General features: G+C 72.5%; 30 protein-coding genes. 21 read left to right on the forward strand and 9 right to left on the reverse strand.

Annotation, left to right across the window (positions count from 1 at the left end; translation table 11 throughout):
* Positions 1-19 precede the first annotated feature (19 nt).
* The 3 genes from EDF51_RS09960 to EDF51_RS09970 all read right to left on the reverse strand — a co-directional run bounded on the left by EDF51_RS09960 (position 20) and on the right by EDF51_RS09970 (position 2,798).
* A complete protein-coding gene (locus tag EDF51_RS09960) occupies positions 20-2,257 on the reverse strand; it encodes a heavy metal translocating P-type ATPase (protein ID WP_134194695.1) in 2,238 nt (745 codons plus the stop codon).
* Positions 2,254-2,442 (reverse strand): heavy-metal-associated domain-containing protein, encoded by a 189-nt coding sequence (locus EDF51_RS09965; RefSeq protein WP_123338494.1) that lies wholly within the window; start codon positions 2,440-2,442, stop codon positions 2,254-2,256. The genes EDF51_RS09960 and EDF51_RS09965 overlap by 4 nt, the downstream gene beginning before the upstream one ends.
* Before the next feature lie 65 nt (positions 2,443-2,507).
* Positions 2,508-2,798 carry a metal-sensitive transcriptional regulator gene (locus tag EDF51_RS09970; protein WP_111084793.1) on the reverse strand — a complete coding sequence of 97 codons (291 nt, stop codon included), beginning with the start codon at positions 2,796-2,798 and terminating at the stop codon, positions 2,508-2,510.
* A 114-nt stretch (positions 2,799-2,912) separates the two neighbouring features.
* Here EDF51_RS09970 and EDF51_RS09975 point away from each other — a divergent pair, with 114 nt between their 5' ends.
* From EDF51_RS09975 to EDF51_RS10025, 11 genes are all read left to right on the forward strand, one after another.
* On the forward strand, positions 2,913-4,121 hold the full coding sequence (locus EDF51_RS09975) for an AraC family transcriptional regulator (RefSeq protein WP_134194697.1): 1,209 nt from the start codon (positions 2,913-2,915) through the stop codon (positions 4,119-4,121).
* 162 nt (positions 4,122-4,283) lie between these two features.
* On the forward strand, positions 4,284-4,751 hold the full coding sequence (locus tag EDF51_RS09980) for an Asp23/Gls24 family envelope stress response protein (protein ID WP_134194699.1): 468 nt from the start codon (positions 4,284-4,286) through the stop codon (positions 4,749-4,751).
* Positions 4,748-4,939 carry a DUF2273 domain-containing protein gene (locus EDF51_RS09985; protein ID WP_134194701.1) on the forward strand — a complete coding sequence of 64 codons (192 nt, stop codon included), beginning with the start codon at positions 4,748-4,750 and terminating at the stop codon, positions 4,937-4,939. Before EDF51_RS09980 ends, EDF51_RS09985 begins: the two co-directional genes overlap by 4 nt.
* Complete coding sequence (locus tag EDF51_RS09990; protein ID WP_123291765.1) at positions 4,936-5,253, forward strand: hypothetical protein; 318 nt, start codon at positions 4,936-4,938, stop codon at positions 5,251-5,253. Before EDF51_RS09985 ends, EDF51_RS09990 begins: the two co-directional genes overlap by 4 nt.
* A gap of 9 nt (positions 5,254-5,262) precedes the next feature.
* Positions 5,263-5,838, forward strand: a complete 576-nt coding sequence (locus EDF51_RS09995; RefSeq protein WP_111084757.1) for a DUF6286 domain-containing protein — start codon at positions 5,263-5,265, stop codon at positions 5,836-5,838.
* Complete coding sequence (locus EDF51_RS10000) at positions 5,835-6,398, forward strand: hypothetical protein (RefSeq protein ID WP_134194703.1); 564 nt, start codon at positions 5,835-5,837, stop codon at positions 6,396-6,398. The genes EDF51_RS09995 and EDF51_RS10000 overlap by 4 nt, the downstream gene beginning before the upstream one ends.
* A 99-nt stretch (positions 6,399-6,497) precedes the next feature.
* On the forward strand, positions 6,498-6,671 hold the full coding sequence (locus tag EDF51_RS10005) for a CsbD family protein (protein WP_111084759.1): 174 nt from the start codon (positions 6,498-6,500) through the stop codon (positions 6,669-6,671).
* Positions 6,672-6,747: 76 nt separating this feature from the next.
* Positions 6,748-7,818, forward strand: a complete 1,071-nt coding sequence (locus tag EDF51_RS10010) for an Asp23/Gls24 family envelope stress response protein (RefSeq protein WP_134194705.1) — start codon at positions 6,748-6,750, stop codon at positions 7,816-7,818.
* Positions 7,815-8,231: an MFS transporter permease gene (locus EDF51_RS10015; RefSeq protein ID WP_123291760.1), complete on the forward strand. Its 417-nt coding sequence runs from the start codon at positions 7,815-7,817 to the stop codon at positions 8,229-8,231. Before EDF51_RS10010 ends, EDF51_RS10015 begins: the two co-directional genes overlap by 4 nt.
* Before the next feature lie 38 nt (positions 8,232-8,269).
* Complete coding sequence (locus tag EDF51_RS10020) at positions 8,270-8,449, forward strand: hypothetical protein (protein ID WP_134194707.1); 180 nt, start codon at positions 8,270-8,272, stop codon at positions 8,447-8,449.
* Between the two features lie 73 nt (positions 8,450-8,522).
* Positions 8,523-9,173 (forward strand): gamma-glutamylcyclotransferase family protein, encoded by a 651-nt coding sequence (locus EDF51_RS10025; RefSeq protein ID WP_243837111.1) that lies wholly within the window; start codon positions 8,523-8,525, stop codon positions 9,171-9,173.
* On the opposite strand, the gene EDF51_RS10030 is transcribed toward EDF51_RS10025, so the two are convergent.
* From EDF51_RS10030 to rimK, 4 genes are read right to left on the reverse strand one after another with little or no spacing between them, the layout of a single operon-like run.
* Positions 9,149-10,135 carry an NAD-dependent epimerase/dehydratase family protein gene (locus EDF51_RS10030; protein ID WP_134194709.1) on the reverse strand — a complete coding sequence of 329 codons (987 nt, stop codon included), beginning with the start codon at positions 10,133-10,135 and terminating at the stop codon, positions 9,149-9,151. The genes EDF51_RS10025 and EDF51_RS10030 overlap by 25 nt on opposite strands.
* Complete coding sequence (locus EDF51_RS10035; protein WP_243837112.1) at positions 10,132-12,846, reverse strand: alpha/beta fold hydrolase; 2,715 nt, start codon at positions 12,844-12,846, stop codon at positions 10,132-10,134. The genes EDF51_RS10030 and EDF51_RS10035 overlap by 4 nt, the downstream gene beginning before the upstream one ends.
* Positions 12,843-13,949, reverse strand: a complete 1,107-nt coding sequence (locus EDF51_RS10040) for a 3-oxoacyl-ACP synthase III (protein ID WP_111084764.1) — start codon at positions 13,947-13,949, stop codon at positions 12,843-12,845. Before EDF51_RS10040 ends, EDF51_RS10035 begins: the two co-directional genes overlap by 4 nt.
* Before the next feature lie 53 nt (positions 13,950-14,002).
* A complete protein-coding gene (rimK, locus tag EDF51_RS10045) occupies positions 14,003-15,181 on the reverse strand; it encodes a 30S ribosomal protein S6--L-glutamate ligase (protein WP_123291758.1) in 1,179 nt (392 codons plus the stop codon).
* Between the two features lie 347 nt (positions 15,182-15,528).
* Here rimK and EDF51_RS10050 point away from each other — a divergent pair, with 347 nt between their 5' ends.
* Genes EDF51_RS10050 through EDF51_RS10060 form a run of 3 tightly spaced genes read left to right on the forward strand, consistent with a single transcriptional unit; the run spans position 15,529 to position 17,150 of the window.
* Entirely contained in the window at positions 15,529-16,005 is a 477-nt protein-coding gene (locus EDF51_RS10050; protein ID WP_133937731.1) for a hypothetical protein, read from the forward strand.
* Positions 16,002-16,634 carry an RES family NAD+ phosphorylase gene (locus EDF51_RS10055; protein WP_134194711.1) on the forward strand — a complete coding sequence of 211 codons (633 nt, stop codon included), beginning with the start codon at positions 16,002-16,004 and terminating at the stop codon, positions 16,632-16,634. The genes EDF51_RS10050 and EDF51_RS10055 overlap by 4 nt, the downstream gene beginning before the upstream one ends.
* Positions 16,635-16,667: 33 nt before the next feature.
* Entirely contained in the window at positions 16,668-17,150 is a 483-nt protein-coding gene (locus tag EDF51_RS10060; RefSeq protein ID WP_123939327.1) for a RimK/LysX family protein, read from the forward strand.
* A 118-nt stretch (positions 17,151-17,268) separates the two neighbouring features.
* Here EDF51_RS10060 and EDF51_RS10065 read toward each other — a convergent pair whose 3' ends face one another.
* Both EDF51_RS10065 and EDF51_RS10070 read right to left on the reverse strand, forming a co-directional pair.
* A complete protein-coding gene (locus EDF51_RS10065; protein WP_207913263.1) occupies positions 17,269-18,162 on the reverse strand; it encodes a hypothetical protein in 894 nt (297 codons plus the stop codon).
* A gap of 119 nt (positions 18,163-18,281) precedes the next feature.
* Positions 18,282-18,842 carry a TetR/AcrR family transcriptional regulator gene (locus tag EDF51_RS10070; protein ID WP_131880366.1) on the reverse strand — a complete coding sequence of 187 codons (561 nt, stop codon included), beginning with the start codon at positions 18,840-18,842 and terminating at the stop codon, positions 18,282-18,284.
* A 53-nt stretch (positions 18,843-18,895) separates the two neighbouring features.
* On the opposite strand from EDF51_RS10070, the gene EDF51_RS10075 reads away from it, so the two are divergent.
* The 7 genes from EDF51_RS10075 (at position 18,896) to EDF51_RS10105 (ending at position 25,484) form a co-directional block, all read left to right on the forward strand.
* Entirely contained in the window at positions 18,896-20,119 is a 1,224-nt protein-coding gene (locus tag EDF51_RS10075) for an MFS transporter (protein WP_165932390.1), read from the forward strand.
* Complete coding sequence (locus tag EDF51_RS20310; RefSeq protein ID WP_243837113.1) at positions 20,116-20,418, forward strand: hypothetical protein; 303 nt, start codon at positions 20,116-20,118, stop codon at positions 20,416-20,418. The genes EDF51_RS10075 and EDF51_RS20310 overlap by 4 nt, the downstream gene beginning before the upstream one ends.
* A gap of 92 nt (positions 20,419-20,510) precedes the next feature.
* Complete coding sequence (locus tag EDF51_RS10085; RefSeq protein WP_131880360.1) at positions 20,511-21,185, forward strand: peroxiredoxin-like family protein; 675 nt, start codon at positions 20,511-20,513, stop codon at positions 21,183-21,185.
* A gap of 10 nt (positions 21,186-21,195) precedes the next feature.
* Entirely contained in the window at positions 21,196-22,470 is a 1,275-nt protein-coding gene (locus EDF51_RS10090; protein WP_243834009.1) for a sensor histidine kinase, read from the forward strand.
* Positions 22,452-23,156, forward strand: coding sequence for a response regulator transcription factor (locus tag EDF51_RS10095; RefSeq protein ID WP_134194713.1), 705 nt, complete (start codon positions 22,452-22,454; stop codon positions 23,154-23,156). Before EDF51_RS10090 ends, EDF51_RS10095 begins: the two co-directional genes overlap by 19 nt.
* A 373-nt stretch (positions 23,157-23,529) precedes the next feature.
* Positions 23,530-24,411, forward strand: a complete 882-nt coding sequence (locus tag EDF51_RS10100; protein WP_123939333.1) for an ATP-binding cassette domain-containing protein — start codon at positions 23,530-23,532, stop codon at positions 24,409-24,411.
* On the forward strand, positions 24,408-25,484 hold the full coding sequence (locus EDF51_RS10105; protein WP_111086644.1) for an ABC transporter permease: 1,077 nt from the start codon (positions 24,408-24,410) through the stop codon (positions 25,482-25,484). Before EDF51_RS10100 ends, EDF51_RS10105 begins: the two co-directional genes overlap by 4 nt.
* Positions 25,485-25,510 lie beyond the last annotated feature (26 nt).

A 25,510-nucleotide genomic window follows, 5' to 3' on the forward strand; every position in this document is an offset into this window, starting at 1 on the left:
GTCCGGCGGGTGGTCGGCCTCAGTGCCGGGGTGCGAAACGCCGCAGCCGCAGGCTGTTCGTCACGACGAAGACCGACGAGAGCGCCATCGCGGCGCCGGCGAGCACCGGGTTGAGCAGCCCCGCCATCGCGAGCGGGATCGCCGCCACGTTGTACGCGAACGCCCAGAACAGGTTGCCCTTGATGATGCCGAGCGTGGCGCGCGACAGCCGGACGGCGTCGGCGACGACGGTGAGCCGACCGCTCACGACCGTGATGTCACTGGCCGCGATCGCGGCGTCGGTGCCGGCCCCCATCGCGATGCCGAGGTCGGCCGCGGCGAGCGCCGCGGCGTCGTTGACCCCGTCGCCGACCATGGCGACGCTCCGTCCCTGGGCCTGCATGCCCCGGACGGCGTCGAGCTTGCCGGCCGGGGTCGCGCGGGCGTGCACCTCGTCGATGCCGACCTGTGCGGCGACGGCCCGTGCGGCGCCGTCGTTGTCGCCGGTGAGCAGGACGGGGTGCAGGCCGAGGGCCACGAAGCGCGCGACCGCGTCGGCGGCCTCGGGCTTCACGGTGTCGCCGACGACCACGACGCCCAGCACGCAGCCGTTCCGCGCGACGACGACCGCGGTGCCCCCGTCGGCCTCGGCGGCGGTGACCGCGGCCGAGGCGTCGTCGGGCACGACGACCGCCCAGGACGCTGCGAGCCAGCGGGTCCCGCCGACGAGCACGACGTCGCCGTCCACGACGGCCTGCACGCCGGCGCCGGGGGTGGAGTCGAACTGCTCGGCGGTCGGGACGTCGAGTTGCCGGGCCGTCGCGGCCCGCACGACCGCACGTGCCACGGGGTGTTCCGATCCGTGCTCGACGGCGGCGGCGAGCCGGAGCACGGCGTCCGCGTCGAGGGTCGCGTCCGTCGAGGTCACGGCGCGCAGGGTCATCTCGCCGGTGGTGACGGTGCCGGTCTTGTCGAGCACGATGGTGTCGACGCCACGGGTCCGTTCGAGCACCTGCGGGCCGCCGATCAGGATGCCGAGCTGGGACCCGCGGCCGGTGCCGACGAGCAGTGCGGTCGGCGTCGCGAGTCCGAGGGCGCACGGGCAGGCGATGATGAGCGTGGCGACGGCCGCGGTGAACGCCGCCGTGACCGAGCCGCCGAGCACGAGCCAGCCGACGAACGCCAGCACGGCGAGCGCGATGACGATCGGCACGAAGACACCGGAGACCCGGTCGGCCAGGCGTTGGACGTCGGCCTTGCCGGTCTGCGCGTCCTCGACGAGCCGTCCCATCCGGGCGAGCTCGGTGTCGGCGCCGACGCGGGTGACGGCGACCACGAGCCGGCCGCCGACGTTGATCGTCGCGCCGGTCACCCGATCGCCCGGTCCGACCTCGACGGGGACGGATTCGCCGGTGACCATGCTGCGGTCGACGGCCGAGGACCCGTCCTGCACGAGGCCGTCGCTGGGGATCCGCTCTCCCGGCCGCACGACGACGACGTCCCCGACGACGAGCGCCGACGCGGCGACACGCTGCTCGACGCCGTCGCGCAGCACCGTGGCCTCCTTCGCGCCGAGTTCGAGCAGGGCGCGGAGTGCTGCGCCGGACTGCTTCTTGGCGCGGGCCTCCATGTACCGGCCGGCCAGGATGAACACCGTGACGGCCGCGGCGACCTCGAGGTACAGGTCGGTCGCCTCGGGGTCGGTCGCGATCCACGAGAACGTCATGTGCATGCCGGTGGTGCCGGCGTCGCCGAAGAAGAGCGCGTAGAGGGACCAGCCGAAGGCCGCCAGCACACCCACGCTGACCAGGGTGTCCATGGTCGCGGCACCGTGTCGGGCGTTCACCCACGCGGCACGGTGGAACGGGAGCGCGCCCCACACCGCGACGGGCGCGGCGAGCGTCAGGGCGAGCCACTGCCAGTTCGGGAACTGCAGGACCGGCACCATCGAGAGCAGGACGACCGGCACGGCCAGGACCGTCGACACGACGAGTCGTCGGCGCAGCGCACCGGCCGGGTCGTCGGCGTCGTCGTCCGGCGCCGTCGTGTCGGCCGGCGGCGCGGGGACGGTCGCACCGTAGCCCGCGGACTCGACGGCGGCGATGAGGGCAGCGGGGTCGGCGGGGCCGTCCGCGGCGACCTGCACCTGTGCCTTCTCGGTGGCGTAGTTGACGTTTGCGGTGACCCCGGGGAGCTTGCCCAGCTTCCGTTCGATGCGGTTCGCGCACGAGGCGCAGGTCATGCCCGTGATGTCGAGCTCGACGATGCCGTCCGTCACGACGGCACGACCTCGTACCCCGCCTCGGCGACCGCACCGCGGAGCGCACCGGCGTCGACGGGTGCGTCCGAGGTGACCGTCACCGACGAGGCACCGCCGGGGACGAGCGCGACGGCGACGTCGGACACCCCCTCGAGTTCGGTGAGTTCCTCGGTCACGCTCAGCACGCAGTGCTCGCAGGTCATGCCCTCGACGAGCAGCAGTTCGGTGGTCACGGTGTCTCCTCCTGTGGTTCGGGTGCGGGCGGCGGTCACGAGCGCACGAGCCGCGCGATGGCCTGGCTGGCTTCGCGGACCTTCTCGTCCGCGGCGTCGCCACCCTCGGCGACCGCCTCGGCGACGCAGTGCTTGAGGTGGTCCTCGAGCAGCGACAGCGCCACGCGTTCGAGCGCCCGGTTCGCCGCCGAGATCTGGGTGAGGACGTCGATGCAGTACGTCTCGTCCTCGACCATGCGGGCGATGCCGCGCACCTGGCCCTCGGCGCGACGGAGCCGCTTGAGCAGGTCGTCCTTGTCGCCGATGTACCCGACGTGTTCGTGCATGCTGGCCTCCACGGTCCTCAATACGGTACCCCCCTAGGGTATTCCCTCCGATGGACGCGCGGACACGAACGAGGGTATTCACGTCGCCCTGCCGTCGATGTCATGCTTTCGACCATGACCGATCCGGCGACGAACGGCTTCCGCAGACTGCGGTTCGCCGACGGCGACGGCTCCGCCTACTCCGACATCTTCGAGGCGGAGTACCACGGGTCCGACTTCGCCTCGGACACCTACGCGACCGACGACACCCGCTACGAGTACACGGTGGTGGGCGACGACGACCTGACGCTGCGGACCATGCGCGCCGAGGGCGGTCGACGCGGCGGGGTGATCGGGGCGCGGGAGGACCACGTCGTCTTCTGGCTCACCAGGGGCCGGCTCGAGATGCACTTCCCCGACCGCACGCGCGTGGTCGAGCCCGGCAGCCCGTACATCGCGAGCGCCTCCGAGGAGTACCGCTTCGAGTCCGACGGCACCGTCTACAACGGCGTGCACATCGCGGACTCGTTCCTGCGGACCGTCGGGCGCGACCTCGGCTACCGGCTGCCGGACGGCCCGCTGCTCTTCGACCAGCAGGACGAGGTCATCGCCCGCCGCGAACCGCTGCGCCACCTCATCGGGGAGCTCGGCCCGGCGCTCGTGGACGACCGCGTGGTCGGTCCGATGCGGACGGCGCTGAACCGTCGGCTGGCGATCGTCGTGCTCGACACCTTCCCGATCCGCAACCGCGGCGACGACGTCCCCGTCGCGAACCGCCTGCGCGACGCGATCCGCTACGTCGAACAGCACGCGGCAGAACGTCCGGCGGTGTCGGACATCGCCGCGGCGTGCGGGCTCAGTCAGCGGGGGCTGCAGGACGTGTTCGCCCGTACCCTCGACTCCACGCCGCACCGCTTCCTGCGCGAGCACCGGCTCGACCGTGCCCGGAGCGAACTCCTGCGCGCGGGCGACGACCGGGGCCCCGGCGCCGACGGGGTCGCCGTGGTCGCACGTCGCTGGGGGTTCACCAACCCGGGCCGGTTCGCCACCGCCTACCGCGAGCGGTTCGGCGAGGACCCCGCCGCCACGCTCCGCACGTCGCTGTCCGCACGACCCGACAGTGGTCGGTCCTCGTGGCGCGTCCGCCGCGCGGTGGCGTTCATCGAGCAGCACGCCGACGAGGACCTCTCCCTGCAGGACATCGCCGACGCCGCCGGGGTCCTGCCACGACGCCTGCAGCAGCTCTTCCGAGCCGAGCGAGGCGAGTCCCCGATGGCGTGCGCCCGGGCGATCCACGCCGCTGCAGGACGCAACGCGGCGGACGGAACACGCGAAACCGCCTGAGTGAACGGCCAGGGGGTACAGCCACATCCCCGTGTTCCCGCGGATTCCTGGATCTCTGCCGAATCCGGAAAGTCATGTGTGACGAATCTCTGGTGCAGCCCGTCCCATCCGTGAACAGCAACCGCTGGGAACGCCCGGCGGGTCAATCGGAAGGAACAAACCATGGCTGACTCCATCACCACCACCCCGGCCACCACCGCCGCGGCCCGGACCACCTCGCACGCCGGCTCGAACAGCGGCGTCACCGGCAAGACCGTCATCGACGACACCGTCGTGTCGAAGGTCGCTGGCATCGCCGCCCGCGAGGTCAACGGCGTGCACTCGCTCGGTGGCGGCGCAGCCCGTGCGATCGGTGCGCTCCGCGACGCGATCGGCCAGCGCGACTTCGGTCAGGGCGTCAAGGTCGAGGTCGGCGAGAAGCAGGTCGCCGCGGACATCGTCATCGTCGCCGAGTACCCGGTGTCGCTCCAGCAGGTCGCCGACGGCGTCCGCAGCAGCGTCGCCCGTGCCCTCGAGCAGATCGTCGGCATGGAGGTCGCCGAGGTCAACGTGATCGTCCAGGACGTCTTCATCCCGGGCGACGACGACGACAACGACAACGACGAGAAGAAGGAAGCGCGAGTCGCATGAGCAACACACTGATCGGTGCCCTCATCGGTGCCGTCCTCGCAGTCGTCGCACTGCAGTTCGGGTTCTGGGGCTTCGTCCTGGTCATCGTCTTCGGTGCGGTCGGGGCCCTCGTGGCCGCCCTCGCCACCGGCAAGATCGACCGTGGCGCCCTGACCGACGTGCTCACCGGGCGCCGGAGCTCCCGGTGAACGCCGGCCCGGACGTCGTCCCGGGCCGCGTCGAGATCACCGCTCGTGCACTGACCTCGCTGGCGCGGGCCGTCGCAGCCGAACGGCTCGGCGCCCCCGCCAAGCGGGTCAGGGTCGGTCTCGGAGACGCGGCCGGAGCGATGGCCCTCGACGTCACCGGCCCCATCGCCGCGGGCGACGACCTCGTCGCCCGTTCGGCCCAGGTCGCCGACGAGGTCAAGCGCCGCGTGAGCGAACTCACCGGCCGCCGCGTCGGCAGTGCCCACATCGAACTCACCGGGATCGTGCGCGAGCGCGAGTCCCGAACCCGGTAGGAGACCATCATGAGCAACGGTTCCGTCGAACGACGCATCCGTCGTCGGAGCGTGCACCGCTCCCGCTCGACCGCAGTGGCGGTGGCGCTGGTGGTCCTCGCACTGGTCGCCGCGTGGATCGGCACGGAGTCGGTCCTGCGGGCGATCGGGCGGCCTCCGCTCCTCGCCGACCCACAGACCGCCGTCGACGCCGCACTGCAGCCCGACGCCGCCTTCGTCACGATCGCCGAGGTCATCGCCGTCGTGCTCGTCGTCCTGGGCATCGTGCTGATCGTCCTGGCCCTGAAGCCGGGCCGGCAGCACCGATCCGTCGTCCAGCACGACCGTGGCGCCGTCGTCATCGACACCCGCATCGTCGCCTCGACCGCGGCCAACGCCGCCGGGACGGCCGCGGGGGTCCCCGAGGGCAACGCCTCGGCCACCGCCCGCGGTCGCCGCACCGACGTCCGGATCGTGCCCGTCACCGGCATCCCGGTCGACGAGCAGGCCGTGCAGGCAGCCGTCCGCGACCGCCTCAGCGGTCTCGACGAGCGGTTCGGCCAGAACATCCGCGTCCGCATCGACGAGAAGGGGACCCTCGCATGACCAAGAGCAACCGGACCATGAACCGGATCATCCTCTTCGTCCTCGGCCTCGTCGCCGTCGTCGTCGGTCTCACGATCGGCGCGGGCGTGCTGCCCGCTGTGCAGGACGCGATCAAGCCCACCGTCGACCTGCCGAGCAACCTGGACGTCCCCGCGTCCTCGCTCTGGATCGTCGCCGTCGCCTGCGCCGTCGTCATCGTGCTCGCCCTGGTCTGGGTGTTCACCCGCGGCGGGGGCGGCACGTCCGTCGCCGTCCGCGAGCGCTCCGGTGAGGACGCCGTCACGGTGAACGTCGCACTCGTCCGCGACGTCGTCGAGCACGAGCTCGCCGGGGTCCGCGACGTCGTCGGCTCCCGCGTCGACACCTACCTGGTGCGCAAGCAGCGTGCCGCTCGCATCCGCGTCGCGGTCCGCCGCGGCGGGGACGCCGTCTCGGTGCTCGACGCCGTCGACCGCGCCGTCGCGGTCCTCGACCGCACGCTCGGCCGCCAGGTGCCCGTCCTGGTCCACCTCACCGGTGGGACCCGTTCGGCGCTCGCGAAGTCGACCCGCGTCCACTGACGCCCGTCAGCCGGACGCGACCCCGGGCCTCCCGGCCCACCGAAGACCAACGCAACACCCACCACCGGGCGAACGCCCGACCGACGAAAGGACCCCGACATGGGACTCGACGACAAGATCAAGAACGCTGCTCAGGACATCGCCGGCAAGGCGAAGGAGGCCGTGGGCAAGGCCCAGAACGACGACTCCAAGGTCGCCGAGGGCCAGAAGGACCAGGCCTCCGCGAGCGTCAAGAAGACCGGCGAGGACGTCAAGGACGTCTTCAAGAACTAGGCCGCTCGATGCGTGTCGGGGCACTCGCGACGTCGAGTGCCCCGATGCGTTCCGCGGACCCGAACGAGGAGGAACCATGCAGCACGACCCCCATGCGCACACGCAAGTCACCGAGGTGGCCCTGCCCGCAGAACTGACGGAGCCGCTGCCCGACGACGCGACCCCCGCGATGCTCATCGCGCGCACCGCGGCGGAGACGGCGCTCGGCGTGCCCGGCGTGCACCACCTCGGCGGGACCGTGTCCCGAGCCGCCGACGAAGTGCGGAAGCGGCTCGGCCGCTCCGCCGGGACCGCCGGTGTGCAGGTCGACGACGAGGACGGCACCTTCGCGGTGCAGGTCTCCGTCATCGTGACCTATCCGCAGAACGTCCGCGAGGTCGCCGACGAGGTGAAACGACAGGTCGCTGCAGCAGCCGGCCAGGTCGCATCCGCGCCGACGACCGTGGACGTCCGCGTCCTCGACGTGCACGGGCCGTTCGACGACGAGCCCTCGCCCGTCAAGCGTGCGGCCACCGCCGTCGGCGATGCCGTGCAGGATGCCGCCAAGGCGACGAGCGAGACCACGAAGCGCGTGGCGACGGCGACCGTCGACGCCACGAAGCAGGCGGCCGACGCGACGGCCGAGGCGACCAAGCGTGCCGCCGACGCCACCGCCGACGTCACGAAGCAGGCGGCCGAGGTCACCGCAGACGCCACCAAGCGTGCCGCCGACGCGACGGTCGACACCGCCAAGCGTGCTGCCTCGGCCACCGCTGAGGTCACCAAGCAGGCCGCTGACCAGGCCGCGGATGCCACGAAGCGTGCGGCCGACGTCACCGCGGACGCCGCCGAACAGGCCGTGGACGCGACGACCGCCACCGCCGGCCGCGTGCACGAAGCCGCGTCCGACGCGCTCGACCGTGCTTCCGAGGGTGCCCGAGACGCCGCTGACACCGCGCGCGACGCGGCCAGCAGCGCACGTGCGGCCGTCGTCGACGAGGACGCTGCCACCCCCGTCGTCGCCTCCGAGACGGCTGCCGACGCAGCGGTGCGTGCCGCCGACTCCGCCGAGGACGCCGCCGACGCCGCAGCCGACGCCAGCGAGGCAGCGCGGGCAGCCGCCCGCGACTGCGACCAGCCGACCGACCCGACCACGGACCGACCGTGACCACCGCCTGGTCCGGCGGTCGTCGGCCCCGCACCCGTCGGCCCCGGCCGCGCGGTGTGTGGATCGCCGGTGGCATCGGCGTGGTCCTGGTCGCCGGGGTCCTGCTCGGGGCGTTCCTGCCCCTGGTCGGGTTCCTCGGCGGTGTCACCGCCACCACCGCTGGCCTCGTGCCGTTCCCGTTCGTGCGGGTCACGGTCGTCGCGGTCCTCGGGCTGATCGTCGTGCTGGCGCTCCTCGCCATGGCCCTCACTCGTCGGCACACCACGACGGCGACGATCTCGGTCGTGCTCGCCGTCCTGGTGAGCATCGCCGTCACGATCGTCCCCGTGGTGCTGGTGGCCGTCGGGTCCGCCGACCGCGCCGGCGACGTGTGGCCGATCGTCACCGAGCTCTGGCAACGCTTCACCGGCTGATCCGCCGGCACCTGCACCACCGACCAAGGAGTCCCACCATGCGCAACCGCATCATCGTCATCGGCCTGATCGTCCTCATCGCCTTCTGGTTCGGCTCCCGCGCGAACCGCCCGGTCATCAAGACTTCCAAGGGCGAGACCGTCCGCAAGGCCTGGAACGACCCGCACGCCCGCAAGGCCCGCAAGAAGATCGCCAAGGCCGCCAAGCGGCACAGCTGACGACCTGGAGGCCCGGATCACCTGCGCCGATCGGCGCGCGTGATCCGGGCCCCGCGTCCGCTACCCTCGCGACGTGAAGCGTCTCTCCCCCGGCCAGCGCTGGGTCATCGGTCTCGGCGCGTTCGCGCTTGTCTGTCTCGTCGTCGGCATCATCGCGATCGCCGTCGGCGTCGCGAACGGACATGCGATGTGCGGCTCGTCCGAGGACGAGTTCTGGGAAGCCTGCCCCGGTGACACCTCCGGCATCGTCTGGGGAAGCGTGCTCGGCGTCGTCGGGCTGCTCCACCTCGGACTGACCGGCGTCGCCGGAGCACTCGTGTGGACGTCGACCCCGACGATCCGCCCGAAGCCGATCCGGCGCCCCGCCCCGTGGCCCGGCACCACGCACCGGGTGTTCTCGTACGGCACGCTGCGGCAGCCGCTCGTGCAGGAGTCGCTGTTCGGCGGCCACGTCCCGACCACCCCGGACACGCTGCCCGGGTGGCGGCTCGACTGGGTGGCGATCACCGACCCCGAGGTGGTCCGGACGAGCGGTTCCGACCTGCACCCGATCCTCCGCCGGGGTGCACCGGACGACGTCGTCGAAGGTGTCGCTCTGACCCTCGGCTACGAGTGGCAGCTCCGCGCCGTCGACGACTACGAGGTCGCGGACTACCAGCGCATCCGGGTCGAGCTCACCTCGGGTCTGTCGGCCTGGGTCTACGTCGCGGCCGACGAGGTCTGAGCCGCCGCCAAGCGCGCGAGGCCCTCGTCGATCGACACCGACGGGGACCACTGCAGGTCGGCTCGGGTGCGGCGCTGGTCGAACCAGTGCGCCGTCGACAGCTGCTCGGCGAGGAACCGCGTCATCGGCGGCTCGTCCTGCCCCGGACGCACCCGCCACACGGCCTCGACGAGCGACCCCGCGGCCCGGGCCACGACAGCCGGCATGTGCCACCGCGGTGCCGCGACCCCCGAGGCCGCGCATATCCCGGCGAGCAGGTCCGCGACGGGCCGGGGTTCGCCGTTCGTGACGACGTAGGCGTTGCCGTGCACGTCGTCGTCCGCCGCATGCTCGAGCGCCGCGACCATGGCCGACGCGGCGTTGTCGACGTACAGGGTGTCGATCAGAGCGGCACCGGAGTCGAGCAGTGGGAGTCGCCCGGCCCGTGCCCGCTCGACGATCCGGCCGATCAGCTGCGTGTCCCCCGGCCCCCACACCAGGTGCGGGCGGACGGCGACGACGGCGAACCCCGGAGCGTCGGCGTCCAGCGCGAGGAGTTCGGCCGCGGCCTTCGTGCGGGCGTAGTCGCCACGAGCGTGCTGCGGTTCGGCGACGCCCGCTGCGGCGCCGACGAGCGACGATCCGGTGTGCGCGACCGACGGCGACGAGACGAACACGAACCGCCGGGCGCCGGCACGGCGTGCGGCGTCGACGAGTGCTCGGGTGCCGTCGACGTTCACGCGGACGAAGTCGGCCGGGTCACCGGCCAGGGAGACCTTCGCGGCGAGGTGCACGACGGCGTCGACCCCGTCGACCGCGCGTGCCACCGCGGCGGCATCGGTCATCGACCCGGCGACGTCCTGCACGCCCGCGACCCCTGACGGCCGTCGCTGGAACGTGCGGACCTCGTTTCCGGCGTCCCGAACGGCAGCGGCGGTCGCCCGACCGAGGAACCCGCTGGCGCCGGTGACCAGGACCGTCACGGGCGGACCATCCGTCCACCCGACAGCACCGAGGTCGCCCAGCGGGACAGCCGGGCGCGGTCGACCTTCGAGTTGTGCCGGATGTCGGTCGGCAGCACGGGCACGGTCAGCACCGCTGCGAGCGGGACCCCGGCCGCGGCACGGACCGAAGCGGCCAACGCCGGCGGAGCCAGGGCAGGCCGTCGGGCACGTCGCCCACCGGTGGTCTCGACGACGGCCACGACCTGCTGCGTCCCGCGCGGGCCGATCCCCGCGACGCCGGCACGGCCGACTCCGGGTACGCCCTCGACGCGCTGCTCCGGTCCGACCGGGGTGACGACACCGTCGGGGGTGGTGAGCACGTGCTGCATCCGCCCCTCGACCCAGAGGCGCCCGGACGCGTCCAGGTGTCCGACGTCACCGGTGCGGTGTCCACGCGGGTCCTCGACGCCGAGCCGCGCGACGCGGTTCGTCCGCCAGAGCCGGTCGTAGTGGTCGCGCACGTGCGGTGCCACGACGACGATCTCGCCGGTGACGCCCGCCGCGTCGGTCAGCGCACCGGTCGCAGCACCCCCGGCGTCGAGCGGCGCGATCCGCACCCGCACGCTCGCCGCCGGGAGTCCGACGCAGATGCCCTCGTCGTCCGAGGCCGCCGCCGAACGGACGCCGTCCAGGTCGACGTCGGTCATGAGCAGCCCCTCGGTCATGCCGTAGGGGGTGTGCGCACTCGCGTTCGGCATCAGCTCGGTCGCCGCGGTCAGCAGCGCGGCCGACACCGGGGCGCCCGCCGACAGGAACAACCGGACGCGCGCGAGTGCCGCACGGTCGGCGTCGGTCAGCACCGATGCCGTCGCCACGACGTTCGCCAGCGCCGCCGGCGACAGGAACACGACGGTCGCGTCGGCAGCGGCCACCGAGGCCGCGACGGCGCGCGCCGTCAGGGTCCGGGGCGCGGTGACGTCCATGTCCGGCGCCACCGACCGGGCCCCGAGGGCCGGGCCGAGCAGCGCGAAGGGTGCGAAGCCCGCGACGAGGCCGGTGCCGACACCGATGTCGTACTGGGCCGCCAGGACGTCGCGGACGGCACCGAGCTGTCCGTGCGTGTAGACGACGCCCTTCGCCGGGCCGGTCGAACCGGACGTGAACAGGATCGCGGCCGGAGCATCGGACGCCGGCACCGTGGGCAGCACGGAACCGTGCGCGAGCCGACGGGCACCCCGCCGGGCGACGTCGACGAGCGTGTGCTCGACGCGCAGCGCACGCCGTGCGGGTGCGGGCAGCGGGACGGTCGCGATGCGCCGACCCGGCCAGCCGAGTGCACGAGCGGCTCCGAGTCCGGGCAGCGCGCCGATGATCCAGTCGGGCCGGGCTCCGCGGACCGCACGGGTCAGGCCGCGCAGCCCCAGTCCGGCATCGGCCACCACGACGACCGCGCCGATCCGCACGCAGGCGTACAGGACGGCCGTCAGGTCGGCTCCCGGGGTGACGAGCAGCGAGACACGGTCACCGCTCCGGACACCGAGGTCGTCCAGCCCGGCGGCGATCTCGTCCACCCGACGGGCGAGCAGGCGCCACGTGATCGTGCGGGGACCGCCGGCCGCGGCCATCTCGACGAGGGCGGGTTCGTCGCTGTCGCGCAGGTCCTCGAGCGCGGCGCCGAGCGGGCGGCTCACGTCGGTCGACTGGTCGGCGTCGACCGGGAGGCCCTTCTCGGCTGGAGCAGGCACGTGTCCGTCCGGCAGACGGTCCCCGATCCAGTCGAACACCGCGCCCGCCACGTCGGCGTCGTCGGGCAGCAGGTGGCCGGCACCCTCGAAGCGGTGGACGTCGGCCTGCGGCAGCCGCTTGGACAGGTCGTCGAGGTAGCGCTCCAGGAACACCGGATCGCGGGGACCCCAGAGCAGCAGCGCCGGGACCTCGAGCGCCGCGACCCCGGCGGCGATCCGGTCGAGCTCGGGCGCACTCCGGTGCCGGTCGTCGACGGGGATGTCCGCCACGAACCCACCGATCCCGCCACGACGTGCGGCACCGCGGTAGGGGGCACGGTAGCCGTCGGCCACGGCGCGGTCGAGCTTCGGGTGCGCGATGCCGAGCGTCGTCTCGAGGAACGCCGGCGTCACGACGGTCGCACGGCCGAGCAGCCCCGGGCCCAGGGCGAGCCGCAGCGGCGCGGGGATCGGGGCGTCGTCGGGCTGGTGCACGGCGGTGTTGCACGTCATCACGGCTGCCAGGACCTCGGGGTGGTCGACCGCCCAGCCGAGCGACACCACGCCACCCCAGTCGTGGCCGAGGGTGACGACCGGGCCGGTCAGCCCGAGTTCGTCGGTCAGGGCGCCGAGGTCCGCGACGCGCTGCGGCAGCCCCCGTTCCACCCCGGTGCGCTCCGAGAAGCCCATGTCGAGCTGGTCGACGGCGACCACGCGCCAGGCCGGGCCACCGGCCTGGGCGACCTCGAGCGAGGTGCGGAGCACCGACCGCCACAGGTACGACCACGTGGGGTTGCCGTGCACGCACAGGATGGTGCCGACCGGTTCCACGCCGAGCGCGGCCAGGGATCCGGCCGTGTCGAGGAGGTGCCAGGTGCGCGCGGCGCGATCTGTGCCTCCCGACCGGCTCTCGGACCATTCCGGCACCGTGACCAGGCGCGACCAGGCCGGGTCGAGTCCGGGCAGGGAGGGCGGCTGCTTCGCCGGAGCCGTGCTCGCGGCGACGCGGGGCAGCCGGGACCTCACCAGTGGAGTTCCATCATCGCCGTGTTGATGCCGGAACCGACGCCACCCAGGAAGACGCGGTCACCGCGACGGATGCCGCCGGACTCGACCTCGTCGGCCAGGGTGATCGGGATCGACGCCGGGCCGACGTTGCCGAAGCGCTGGTAGGTGGTGGGGACCTTGTCGCGCGGGATGCCGATTGCCTCGACGAACGCGTTGGTGTGCACGTCGGAGACCTGGTGCAGGACGTAGCGGTCCATGTCGGCCCAGTCGAAGTGGGCACGGGCCTCGGTCCAGGCCGCGACGACGAGCTCCATGCCGCCCTTGAGCAGCATCTTGGCGTCCGTGAACATGCCGTCCACGCTGCCGACGCACAGGTCGTACCACTGGGTCGCCGCGCGGGTGACGCCGCCGACGATCCGGTGTCCTTCGGGGTGCAGGTCCGCCGGGCCGAGCACGGCGGCCGCGGCACCGGACCCGAGGGTCAGGCTCGCGAACTCGCTCATGAAGTCCTTGCGGTTCCGACCGCCCTGGTTCAGGCGGTCGATGGTGTTGAGCTGCACCTGGTCGGCGTCCTCGCCGTCGACGACGAGCGCGTACTTGATCTGACCGGAGTCGATCATGCCCGCGGCGACGCTCATGGCGTTGACGAACCCCAGGCAGGCGTTCGCGATGTCGAAGTTGATCGCGGACGACGGCAGACCGAGCCCGTGGTGCAGGCGCACGGCGACCGACGGCTCGAGGTGCGGCCGGGTCACCGAGGTGTTGATCAGCAGCCCGATCTCGTCCGGGCGCACCCCCGCCTCGGCCATGGCACGACGGCCCGCGTCGATGGCGGCGTCCTGGAAGGTCTGGCCCTCGCCCCAGTTGCGGCGCTCGATCACACCGGCGACCCGCTCGAGCAGTCCCATCGGCAGACGGAGGCGGCGGAGCACGCCGCGCAGCCGCGCTTCGATGTCCGCAGAGGTCGTCACGCGTTCGGCGGTCGTCGTCGCCACGGACAGCAGCGAGACGTTGTGGTGCTTCGCCGTGGCGTTGCCGGGCTGCTCGGGTTCACTGCTCGGCGCCCGGTCACTGCTCGCTGCCCGGTCGACCGGCCGTTCCGTCATGATCGTCACCGACACATACTTCCTCATTTCACCTGTGTGTGCAGTCCGGCTCGGCTGGACGCGCGGTGTCAGGCGTCCTTCGGGAGCTTCCGGATCTTGCTGCGACGGCGTCGACGGTCCGGCACCATCGAGCGCATCTCCTCGAGCTTGCCGAAGCAGAGCAGCCGGTCACTGGCCTGCAGCTCGACGCCACTGCGCGGGTTCGGGATGACGGTCGCGCCCCGGTGCAGGGTCAGCACGGTGATGTCCCGGTCCCACAGTCCGGACTCCTTGATCGTCTTCCCGACCAGGTCGGCGTTGGTGTGCACGAGCAGCTCGGCGACGCCGTAGCCCGTCGAGACACTGAGCCGCTGGCGCACGTCGATCTCGGGGAAGGCCACCTGGTTGCCGATGAAGTCGATGATCGCGCCGGCGACGTCCAGGCCCGTCGCACGCTCGATGCCCTCGAGCCCCGGTGACGAGTTGACCTCCATCACGAGCGGACCGTCGTTGCCCTCGAGCATGTCGACACCGGCGACCTTGAGCCCCATGATCTGCGCCGACCGGACCGCGACCGCCTCGTACTCCGGCGACAGCGTGACCTTCTCGACGGTGCCGCCACGGTGCACGTTGGAGCGGAACTCGTCCCCCGACGCCGTCCTGCGCATCGCGGCCACCACCCGGTCGCCGACGACGAGCGCGCGGATGTCACGACCGCGGCTCTCCGAGATGAACGACTGGATCAGGACGTTCTGCTTCGTCGAGTGCAGGGTCTCGACGATCGACTCGGCGACCTTCTCCTCCGGCGCCAGGATCACGCCGATCCCCTGCGTGCCCTCGAGCAGCTTGATCACGACCGGAGCCCCGCCGACCCGTTCGATCGCGCCGCGGACGTCGGCCCGGCTGTTCACGAACGTCGTCGCCGGCATGCCGATGTGGTGTCGGGACAGGATCTGGTTCGCCCGGAGCTTGTCGCGGGAGTTCGTGATGCCCGTCGCGGTGTTCGGCGTGTACACGTCCATCTGCTCGAACTGCCGCACCACCGCGGTGCCGTAGTAGGTGATCGAGTTGCCGATCCGGGGCAGCACCGCGTCGTAGTCGGACAGGAGCTTGCCGCGGTACAGCAGGTCCGGGTCCTCGCCGGACAGGTCGATCGCGAAGCGCAGCGTGTTCAGCACCTTGACGTCGTGGCCGCGGTCGAGCGCCGCAGCACGGAGGCGCTGGGTCGAGTACGCCTGCGGGGCGCGGGACAGGATGGCGAGTTTCATCGAGGGGTTCTCCGCGGGGTGGGATCGACGGCGACGGTCCATCCAAGCACGCCCGCGCCGCGATGCCGCCGACCGCCTTGCAGAGCGAGCGCGTTGTACCCTTTTGACGCGTGTGCGGTACGCTGGATTGACTGATCGGACGGTGCGCAATGACGAAGAACCAGCACGGTCTCCGGGCGACCCGGAGCAACCGGACCCCTCGACTCGCAGGGTCCGGACGGTCGACGTCGCGGCGACCCGCGTCGTCCGAGTGGCGTGTCCGATCGCGCAGACCGTCCTCGACCGAGGCGGTCGCGCCACCGACCACGACCTCCACCGGTCCGGCCGACGACCTCAGGGATCGCCTCGTGGCCGCACTCCTGCGGCACGTCGACCTGATCGACCTCGCCGAGGTCGAGCGGGTGAACGGATCGATGGACGCCGTCGCGGAGCGGATGCTCGCCAGCATCCCCGGCGCCGATGTGCTCGACGACCGCGTCGGACCGTTCTACGACACTGCCGGCCTGCGGAAGTGGTTCCAGATGAGCCGGCAGACCCTCGACGCGCAGGCCAAGGTCGGCGACGTGCTCTGCGTGCTGTCGGCCGACGGCTTCCGGCTCTACCCGTCGTTCCAGTTCGATGCACGGGGCATCCTGCTCCCACGGTTGCGCGATGTCCTGGCCGGCCTGGACCCCGACCGGGTCGACCCCTGGGGCGATGCCGTGTGGCTGAACGCGCCGGCGGACGAACTCGACGGACTCACGCCGGCCCGGGCGCTCCGGACGGACCGCGCGGACGAAGCAGTCCGTCTCGCCGCACTCGCCGGAGCGTTCCGACTCGGATGACCACCGTCGCACGCACCGACGTCGTCCAGACCGCGCCACCGGCCGGTCTCGACCTGACCGGCTTCCCCGACGGGGGCAGACTCCCCGCCGAGGTGTTCCGCGCGCACCTCGCCGAGTTCGCGCCCTGGTACTTCGCCAGCCACCCCCACGGCCGCTTCAACCTCCGGGAACCGAACGGCACGTGCTGCTTCGCAGCCGCGGCCTCGACCGCTGTCCGAGAGTTCTTCGGCCCGAAGATCCGCCGCAACGAAGTGAGCGCTGCCGACGCTGCCGTCCTCCGCGTCTCGACGATCACCCCGCCGTCCGATGCGAGCTCCGCCCACGTCAGCGGCGCGGGCGCTGCACGCTTCGGGGTCACGAGCGAACTCACGACCATGGGCGACTACGCCGTGACGCAGGCATGGGCCGAGCTGTTCAAGGACCGGGTCGATGCACTCCGCTACGACTCGCGGTTCGACCCGGGGGGCGAGGCGTGGGCACTGTTCGGGACCGCGGGGCCGGCACCGTCGCTCGGCGGCGCGACCGCGGTCATCGACGGAGCACGTGCGGCCGAGGCAGCCGGCGTTTCGGTGCTGCCCGGGCCGCCGCGGAAGAGCGCCGTCCGGATGGTGCCGAACCCGCCCGCCTGACCGGCACAGTCGCGCATGGGACAGGATGGGCACATGGCCCGTGCTCCGAAGTCCCCCGACGGCGGGCTCGTCGTCGCCGGCTGGCGCGAGTGGGCCGGCCTGCCGGACCTCGGGCTGCCGTGGATCAAGGTCAAGCTCGACACCGGTGCGCGCAGCTCGGCGCTGCACGCGTTCGACCTCGAAGAACTCCCGGGCGACCGGGTCCGGTTCTCGGTGCACCCGTGGCAGGACACCGATGCCGACGCCGTCACGATCGAGTGCGACGTGCACGACCGGCGCATCATCCGCAGCTCGACCGGGCACACCCAGGAGCGCATCGTCGTGCTCACCACGATCACCCTGGCCGGGCGCGCCGTCGTGTCCGAGGTCACCCTGAGCAACCGCGACCAGATGGGGTTCCGGATGCTCGTCGGGCGCGAGGCCCTGCGGCAGGGCTTCCTCGTCGATCCTGCGAGGTCCTTCATGGCCGGTCGGGCGCCGAAGGAGATCCGGCGCCGCAACCGCGGGCGAGCCTGAGCGCTGCTCGCCACGCGGCACGGGCCGTGGGCGCGACCGATCGGCGGCCTGGAGGCGCGGTGCGGGGACGCCACGGGCCTCCCGTCCGCCTCGGCGACCGCCCAGGGCGCGGGCTGGGTCAGCGACCGAGGTGACGGCCGAGGAAGGCGAGTTGCTGCGGTGCCAGGCGGCGCCAGTAGCCGTGCGTGTGGGCGCCGGGCTCGAAGCCCCCGGCGGGCGGCGTCGCGAAACCGTCGACGTAGGCGTGCGCCGCCGGAGCGAACCCGTCACCGTTGCCGCAGTCGACACGGACGGCGACCCCGTCGAGCGCGCGCTGCCGACCGAGGACCGTGTTCGCACGGAAGTCGGCCGCGTCGTCGAAGGCTCCGCGGGCGGTGTCCGCTGCTGACGTCCAGAGCGCCGGACTGATCGCCGACACGGCGCGGACGCGGGACGCACCGAGCACCCCGCCGAGCCGGAGGGCGCCGAACCCGCCCATCGAGTACCCGGTCAGCGCGAGCCGGTCGGTGTCGAATCCGCGCCGCGCGATCCGGGGCAGGAACTCGTCGACGACCATCGCTGCGGGGTCATCCCCGTCGGAACGGTGGTGCCAGTAGCGGTTGCCGCCGTCGATCGAGGCGATCGCGAACGGAGCGCCGCCACCCGTGATGTGCGCCGCGAGGAACCGGTCCCAGCCGAGCGCCCGCCCGAAGAACGCCGAGTGGTCGTCGCCGTAGCCGTGCAACGCGACGGCCACCGGCAGCGGGGTGTCCGACTCCGGAGCGGCGATGGTCCACCCGACGGTCCGTCCCTTCCGCGCGGTCGACACGAAGGTGCCGGAGACCGAGGGGACCGGGTCGACGTTGGGGATCGTGCCGTCGGCACCGTTGAGCCCGAGCACGCGGTACATCGTCGACCGACCCGGCAGCAGGTCGAGGTTCACCGCCTCGGCGGCTGCCCCCGCGGCGACGATGCCGACTCCCCCGATCAGCAGCGACCGACGGGTGATCGTCGACGCACGCGAACGGGTCATCCGAGGGGCACCGTTCCGTCAGAGGTCACGCGCTTCATCACGAGGATCGGGGAGAGTCGCTGCACACCGGGCAAGATACCCAGCGCAGCGTCGGAGAACCCCGGGGCGCTGACGAGCGGTCAGGCTGCTGCGACGAGCGCCGCAGCGACCGCGCGCGCCGTCGCCGTGCCGACCGACGGATCGCGCAGGCGCATCGCCAGGTACCCGGAGACGACGAGCAACAGCTGGTCAGCCAGGGCCCCGGCGCGCTCGCCGACGACGGGCGCGGCACGTTCGGTCAGCCGGGTCCGGAGCGCCCCGGTCTCGCGGTCGAGCACCTCGTGCACCTCGGCTGGGGCGTCCGCGTACTCGGCAGCGGTCCCGAGGAACGCGCACCAGCGTGAACCAGCGGCGGTCGACCGGTAGTCGTCGAGCGCGTCGAACACCGCGAGCAGGCGGCCACGGTCGTCCGGAGCGGCCTTGACCGCGCGGTCCCACGTGGCGAGCCAGTCGTCGTGCCGCCGATCCAGTGCCGCGGCGACCAGGGCTTCCTTGCTCGCGTACCCGCGGTAGAGCGTGGCGCTCGAGATCCCGGCACGGTCGAGCACGGCGTCGATCGGGGTGGCGGCGATGCCGCGCGTGAAGAAGAGCTCCTCGGCCGCGTCGAGCAGCCGCTGCTCGGTTCCTGGACGCATCGCCATGCAAGCACCCTAGGCTCTCAAAAGTGAAACGATCGTTTTTGTTACGACGGTGGGTGTTCCTCGGTAGCGGGCTGGCGCTCATCGCCGCGACGTACGGGCTGGTGCGCCTGGCGTTCGGCCTCTTCCTGCCCGACGTCCAACGCGACCTCGGCCTGCGCCCGGACGCCGCCGGATGGGTCTCCTCGGGGGCCTCGGCGATGTACTGCGTCGGCGCGGTGGTCGGGTTCCTGGTCGCCGCACGCGTCCCCCGGGTGCTCGTCGCCGCAGCCGCCGGGGTCGCCGGGGTCGGTGCGCTCGCGATGGCAGCGGCGCCGGGGCCGTGGTCCTTCGGGATCGCTGCGGTGGTCGCCTCGACCGGGGCCGGGCTCGCGTCACCAGCCCTCGTGCAGCTCGTGTCGCGCGCGGTGCCGGGGTCCGTGCAGGGGACGGCGCAGGCGGTCGTCAACTCGGGGACCGGCCCGGGGCTGATCGCCGCCGGGGCGCTCGCACTCGTGCTCCTGCCGGACTGGCGGACGGCTTGGGCGTGGTCCGGGGTCTTCGCACTCGTCGTCGGCGTCGTGCTGCTGGTGGTGTCCCGTGGGAGCGGGTCCGGCGGTGACCGACCAACCGCACCGGGGACGGCGTGGTTCGCGGTGCACCGACGGGTCATCGCGCTCGCGCTGCTCTTCGGTGCCGGATCGGCGGTCGTGTGGACCTACGGCCGCTCCGCGCTGGTCGACGCGGGCGCGCCCGTCGCGGTGTCGGTGTCGGCGTGGATCGCGCTCGGGGTCGGCGGTGCTGCGGTCGCCGTGACGGCTCGGTGGACGAGCGGACTCCGCGCGCGGACGCTCTGGGCGGTGACCGCGGGCGCCGTGGCGGTGGCCGTCGTCGCACTCGGTACCGCGCCGCAGTCCACGGCGGTCGCGATGCTGGCGTGTGCGGTGTTCGGTTGGGGCTACACAGCGGCCACCGGCGCGTTGATCGCCTGGACGACCGAACTCGACGCTGCGCGGTCGTCGGCCGGGACGTCGATGCTCTTCGTCGCGCTCGTGCTCGGCCAGGCCGTGGGATCGGCGGCATCGGGCGCACTCGTCGGCACGGCGGGCTACGCGGCGACGTTCGTGGTCGGGGCGCTCGTCACGGCGGCGAGCGCCGTGCCCGCCGTGGTCGGGAAGCGGAGCGGGCCGGGGAGCGGTACCCGCGTCACAGCAGCGGACGCAGCTCGATCTTCCGGTTGCACGCCTGCGACGCCTCGTGCGCCACACGGAGCGCCGTCTCGGCATCCGGCAGCTCCATGACCCAGAAGCCCGCGACGAACTCGGCGCTGTCGGCCACCAGTCCGGGCGTGGTGTCCGAACCGCCACCGCGGGCGTCGACGACGGTGCCGTCGGCGGGGGCGGACACCCCGGCGGCGAACACGACGGCGTCACCCAGGCGTTCGTTCAGGGCATCGACCGCAGTGGCCTCGGCCTGGGTGGCGGACTCCGTCCGACCGGCAGCGACGGCCTGCCCGTCGTCGATGACGTTGACGAGGAACTACATGGCGACTCCCCTGCTCGGTGGCCGGAGGCTACTCCGCGACCGCCCGGTTCCGTGACGCTCCGTGACGACCGACGGCACCGCGAACCCCGGGACGTGCCTACGCTCCCTCCGACGGCGACCCGGCCGACCACGACCACGGAGTACCCGATGCCCCACGACACCATCGCTCGTCGAGTCGACGAGTTCAACGCCGGCTTCACCGCGCAGATCGGCCCCGACCTCAGCGCCGTGTTCGACCGGGAACAGGCCGACCTGCGTACCGACGGTGTCCCGGACGGCGTCCTCGCCGTCGGGGACGACGCGCCGGACGCTCCACTGCTGGACGCGACCGGCGCCGCCACGTCGCTGGGCGCCGCGCGTGGTGACACGCCGACCGTGCTCGTGTTCTACCGCGGCGCCTGGTGCCCGTACTGCAACCTCACGCTCCGCACCTACCAGCAGGAGTTGCTCCCCGCGCTGCAGGGACGCGGGGCACGCCTCGTCGCCGTCTCGCCGCAGACACCCGAGGGCACCGAGCAGTCGATCGCGAACGGCGAGCTGGCGTTCCCGGTCCTGTCCGACCCGGAGAACGTGCTCGCCGGTCGGTTCGGCGTCGTCACGGCGCCGAGCGCCGAGGCACGAGCAGCCCACACGGAGCTCGGGTTCGACGTCGCCGACAGCAACGCCGACGGAACCGCCGCGATCCCGTTCCCGTCGGTCTTCGTCATCGACGAGCACGGTGTGGTCCGGTTCGCGGACGTGCACGTCGACTACACGACGCGCACCGAGGTCGCGACGGTCCTCGCGACCCTCGACGGCCTGGACGGGGGCGGCACCCGCTAGCGTTTGCTGCATGGGGACGACGGCGGAGTGGTCACGGCTGCCCGTGGGGCGCCGCGAGCACCGGCAGGACGCCGTGCTCGCCCTGGTGCTCGCCGCCGGCCTGACGATCACCACAGTCCTGTACGGGGCGTCCGGCATCTACGGCGACGACCAGGCGGCCTGGTGGGTCTCCGCGCTGATGATCGTCGCGAACGCGGTCCCGATCGCGTTCCGCCGCCGGTTCCCGATGTCGGCCGCCGTGGTGTCCGCGCTGGCGTTCGCAGCCACCCAGCTGTTGCACGTCCCCGAGCTGTTCGTCGTGAACTTCACCCTGTTCATCTCGCTGTACTCGGTCGGCGCGTGGTGCTCCGACCGGGTCCGTGCCGAGGCGGTCCGGTGGGTCGTCATCGGCGGGATGTTCGCGTGGCTGTTCCTCGCGATCTCGTTCGGGTGGGCGGTGCCGAACGCACTGCCGAACGACGAGGGTTCGCTCATCCCGCCGTACATCGCCTACTCGCTGCTGAACATCGTGATCAACGTCGTCTACTTCGGCGCTGCCTGGTACGCGGGCAACCGGGCGTGGGCCTCGGCCGTCGCCCGACACCAGCTCGACGAGCGCACCGCGGAGCTGGCAGCCGAACGGGAGCGCAGCGCTGCCCAGGCCGTGACGATCGAGCGGGTCCGGATCGCCCGTGAACTGCACGACGTCGTCGCGCACCACGTGTCCCTGATGGGCGTGCAGGCCGGCGCTGCCCGACGGGTCATCGACCGTGATCCCGAGCAGGCGACGGCATCGCTCGGCGTGGTGGAGGAGAGCGCGCGCACGGCTGTCGAGGAACTCCGGCGGATGCTCGGCACCCTGCGGTCGGCGGACGAACCCGGCACGGATGACCGCGGTGTCGGGGACGCTCCGAGCACCGAGGGCATCGCACGCATCGTCGAGGTCGCCGAGTCCGCTCGGGTCGCCGGTCACCCGACCGAGTACGTGGTCGTGGGCAACGAGCGTCCCGTGCCGCCGACGGTCGCCGCCGTCGCGTACCGGATCGTGCAGGAGGCCGTGACGAACGTCCTGAAGCACGCTGGGCCCACCGCCCGCGCCGACGTCCGGCTCAGGTACCTCGACGACGGGCTCGAGGTCGAGGTCACCGACGACGGGCACGGTGACCGTGCTGCGCGGAACCCGTCGGGCAGCGGCCTCGGGCACATCGGCATGCGGGAGCGGGTCGCAGCCGTGGACGGACGGATCGAGATCGGGCCACGCGCCCGGGGAGGCTACCTGGTGCGGGCATGGCTGCCGACGACGTGAACGAGACGAACGACCCGAACGGCGCGACCGACCTGACGATCGTGCTCGCAGACGATCAGGAGCTGGTGCGGGCCGGGTTCCGCGTGATCCTGGAGTCCGAGCCGGGGTTCCGGGTGATCGGCGAGGCCCCCGACGGTGCCCGTGCGGTCGAGGCCGTCCGGGCCCTGCGCCCCGACGTGGTCTGCCTCGACGTGCAGATGCCCGGCGTCGACGGACTCGAGGCCGCTCGGCGGATCGCAGCGTTGCCGGACCCGCCGGCGGTGCTCATCCTGACGACGTTCGACAGCGACGACGCACTGTTTAAGGCACTCGAGGCGGGTGCCAGCGGCTTCCTGCTGAAGAACGCCTCCCCCGAACGGCTGATCGACGCCGTCCGGACCGTCGCCGCCGGGGACGCCCTGCTCGCGCCCGACGTCACGCGCCGGGTGATCAGCCGTGCGACCGCCGCACCGGTGGCGAGCGCGCGGACCGCGGACGGCGCGCTGGCAGCCGCCGGACTCACCGAGCGCGAGACCGAGGTGCTCCGGCTGCTCGCCCGGGGCCTCAGCAACGCCGAGATCGCCGCCGAGCTGTACGTCGGTGACGCCACCGTGAAGACCCACGTGTCGAACGTGCTGCAGAAGCTCGCGCTGCGCGACCGCATCCAGGCCGTCGTCTGGGCGTTCGAGCACGGCGTCGCCGGCTGACCGAGGCCGACTCGCCGACCGGCCGCCGCCGCGAAGTCCGACGTTCCACGAGACGTTCGACGCGTGGAACGTCGGAAGATGCACACGCATTGCGTGCGGGTGCATGTTCCGACAGAACGTGAGTCGTTCGACGCGTGGAACGTCGGAAGATGCACATGCATCCGGCACCGCGCCGCACCGCACCGCACCGCACCGCACCGCACCGCACCGAGCCACACCACGGCACCGCGGGACGACGCAGCCCACCCGCCCGCTCCCCCGCGCGGTGGAGCCGACCACCCACCCAAGTCCCGCCGGATGGCGGAGGCGCCCCGTGCCTCCCGGCCAATAGCGTCGACGCAGGCGGCGCAGGCCGTCGCGAGAGGGGTACGACATGCTCACCATCGAAGGGGTGACCAAGCACTTCGGCGACCGCCGGGTGCTCGACGACGTGGGGTTCACGGTCGGCAACGGCCGCCTCACCGGGTTCGTCGGCGGCAACGGCGCCGGCAAGACGACCACCATGCGGATCATGCTCGGCGTGCTGCAGGCCGACGCGGGATCCGTCTCGATCGACGGCACCGCGGTCCGGCCCGCCGACCGCCGCCGCTTCGGCTACATGCCCGAGGAACGCGGGCTGTACCCGAAGATGCCGGTGGCCGAGCAGATCACCTACATGGCCCGGTTGCACGGCGTCGACAAGCGCGCGGCGACCACGCGGACCACCGAGTTGCTCGAACGACTCGAGCTGACCGGCCACGCCGACGACCCCGTCGAGAAGCTGTCGCTCGGCAACCAGCAGCGGGTGCAGATCGCCGCGGCCCTGGCTCACGACCCCGAGGTGCTGGTGCTCGACGAGCCGTTCTCGGGCCTCGACCCGATGGCCGTCGACACGGTGCTGGGCGTCCTGCGCGAGACCGCGGCGCGCGGGGTCCCGGTGCTGTTCTCGAGCCACCAGCTCGACGTCGTCGAACGGCTCTGCGACGACGTCGTCGTGATCGCGGGCGGCACCATCCGTGCCGCCGGCCCGCAGGACGAACTCCGCAAGCAGGCCGGGCCCGCCGCCTGGGAGCTGCTGGTCGACGGCGACGTCGCCTGGCTCCGCGACGAGCCCGGTGTGACGGTCCGCGAGTTCGACGGCGGCTACGCCGTCTTCGAGGCCGACCCGTCCACCGCCCAACACGTCCTGCAGCGGGCCGTCCAGCAGGGCACCGTCGGGTCGTTCGCCCCGCGGGTCCCGCGGCTCAGCGAGGTCTTCCGGGAGGTCATCCGATGAACGACTCCTTCGTGCAGGCCGTGCGGCTCGTCTCCGCACGCGAGATCCAGGCACGCATCCGCAGCAAGGCCTTCGTGGTCTCCGCCCTCATCCTGATCGGCATGGTCGTCGCGTCCATCGTGGTCGGCGGCATCGTCGGCAAGGCCACCGCCGACGACACCACGCCGGTCGCCGTGGTCGACGGCGTCTCGCTGCCCACCACCGCGGGCCTCGACGTCACGGACTCCACCTCGGTGGCGGACGCCGAACGGCTCGTGCAGAACGGCGACGTCGACGCGGCGATCGTGCCGTCCGACGACCCGCTCGGCTACAAGGTCGTCGGCCTCGACGAGGCCCCGACCGACGTCGTCTCCGCGCTGAGCGTCACACCGCGGATCGAACTGCTCGACCCGGACGCGCTGCCCGGCGGACTCGTGTACCTCATCGCCATCGCGTTCGGCGTCGTGTACTTCGCCTCGGCCGTGACCTTCGGCCAGTCCATCGCGCAGAGCGTGGTCGAGGAGAAGTCGACCAGGGTCGTCGAGATCCTGATGTCCGCGATCTCGGCCAGGGCGCTGCTCGCCGGCAAGGTCCTCGGCAACAGCGTGATGGCGTTCGCGCAGATCGTCGCCGTGGCCATCGCCGCGGTCGTCACCCTGGCGGTCACCGGGCAGGACAACATGTTCTCGATGCTCGGCCCGAGCATCCTGTGGTTCGTCGGGTTCTTCGCCGTCGGCTTCGTGCTCATCGCGTCGCTGTTCGCCGCGGCGGCCGTGCTGGTGTCGCGTCAGGAGGACGTCGGCAGCGTCACCACGCCGGTGATGATGCTCGTGATGATCCCGTACATCCTGATCATCGTCGCGTACAACAACCCGACGGTGCTCGGCATCATGTCGTACGTGCCGTTCAGTGCACCGATCGGCATGCCGATGCGGATCTTCCTCGGCACGGCCGAGTGGTGGGAGCCGATCCTGTCGCTCCTGATCGTGGTCGCCGCGGTGGTCGTGGTCGTGCTGGTGGGCGCCCGCGTCTACGAGAACGCGCTGCTGCGGACGGGCAGTCGCGTGAAGCTGACGGAGGCGCTGCGCGGCTGACGCCGCCGGCCCGGCAGATCGGACGG

The sequence above is a fragment of the Curtobacterium sp. PhB25 genome (assembly GCF_004365375.1).
Taxonomy (GTDB): Bacteria; Actinomycetota; Actinomycetes; order Actinomycetales; family Microbacteriaceae; genus Curtobacterium.

What these genes read in the sequence shown, in the direction of transcription:
- EDF51_RS10105 (WP_111086644.1), top strand. Translation starts at nt 24,408, where the DNA reads ATGAACGACTCCTTCGTGCAGGCCGTGCGGCTCGTCTCCGCACGCGAG.
- EDF51_RS10090 (WP_243834009.1), top strand. Translation starts at nt 21,196, where the DNA reads ATGGGGACGACGGCGGAGTGGTCACGGCTGCCCGTGGGGCGCCGCGAG.
- EDF51_RS09970 (WP_111084793.1), bottom strand. Translation starts at nt 2,798, where the DNA reads ATGCACGAACACGTCGGGTACATCGGCGACAAGGACGACCTGCTCAAG.
- EDF51_RS10005 (WP_111084759.1), top strand. Translation starts at nt 6,498, where the DNA reads ATGGGACTCGACGACAAGATCAAGAACGCTGCTCAGGACATCGCCGGC.
- EDF51_RS09995 (WP_111084757.1), top strand. Translation starts at nt 5,263, where the DNA reads ATGAGCAACGGTTCCGTCGAACGACGCATCCGTCGTCGGAGCGTGCAC.
- EDF51_RS09980 (WP_134194699.1), top strand. Translation starts at nt 4,284, where the DNA reads ATGGCTGACTCCATCACCACCACCCCGGCCACCACCGCCGCGGCCCGG.
- EDF51_RS09985 (WP_134194701.1), top strand. Translation starts at nt 4,748, where the DNA reads ATGAGCAACACACTGATCGGTGCCCTCATCGGTGCCGTCCTCGCAGTC.
- EDF51_RS09965 (WP_123338494.1), bottom strand. Translation starts at nt 2,442, where the DNA reads ATGACCTGCGAGCACTGCGTGCTGAGCGTGACCGAGGAACTCACCGAA.
- EDF51_RS10020 (WP_134194707.1), top strand. Translation starts at nt 8,270, where the DNA reads ATGCGCAACCGCATCATCGTCATCGGCCTGATCGTCCTCATCGCCTTC.
- EDF51_RS09975 (WP_134194697.1), top strand. Translation starts at nt 2,913, where the DNA reads ATGACCGATCCGGCGACGAACGGCTTCCGCAGACTGCGGTTCGCCGAC.
- EDF51_RS20310 (WP_243837113.1), top strand. Translation starts at nt 20,116, where the DNA reads ATGACCCAGAAGCCCGCGACGAACTCGGCGCTGTCGGCCACCAGTCCG.
- rimK (WP_123291758.1), bottom strand. Translation starts at nt 15,181, where the DNA reads ATGAAACTCGCCATCCTGTCCCGCGCCCCGCAGGCGTACTCGACCCAG.
- EDF51_RS10055 (WP_134194711.1), top strand. Translation starts at nt 16,002, where the DNA reads ATGACCACCGTCGCACGCACCGACGTCGTCCAGACCGCGCCACCGGCC.
- EDF51_RS10060 (WP_123939327.1), top strand. Translation starts at nt 16,668, where the DNA reads ATGGCCCGTGCTCCGAAGTCCCCCGACGGCGGGCTCGTCGTCGCCGGC.
- EDF51_RS10010 (WP_134194705.1), top strand. Translation starts at nt 6,748, where the DNA reads ATGCAGCACGACCCCCATGCGCACACGCAAGTCACCGAGGTGGCCCTG.
- EDF51_RS10065 (WP_207913263.1), bottom strand. Translation starts at nt 18,162, where the DNA reads ATGACCCGTTCGCGTGCGTCGACGATCACCCGTCGGTCGCTGCTGATC.
- EDF51_RS10095 (WP_134194713.1), top strand. Translation starts at nt 22,452, where the DNA reads ATGGCTGCCGACGACGTGAACGAGACGAACGACCCGAACGGCGCGACC.
- EDF51_RS10085 (WP_131880360.1), top strand. Translation starts at nt 20,511, where the DNA reads ATGCCCCACGACACCATCGCTCGTCGAGTCGACGAGTTCAACGCCGGC.
- EDF51_RS10100 (WP_123939333.1), top strand. Translation starts at nt 23,530, where the DNA reads ATGCTCACCATCGAAGGGGTGACCAAGCACTTCGGCGACCGCCGGGTG.
- EDF51_RS10000 (WP_134194703.1), top strand. Translation starts at nt 5,835, where the DNA reads ATGACCAAGAGCAACCGGACCATGAACCGGATCATCCTCTTCGTCCTC.
- EDF51_RS10070 (WP_131880366.1), bottom strand. Translation starts at nt 18,842, where the DNA reads ATGGCGATGCGTCCAGGAACCGAGCAGCGGCTGCTCGACGCGGCCGAG.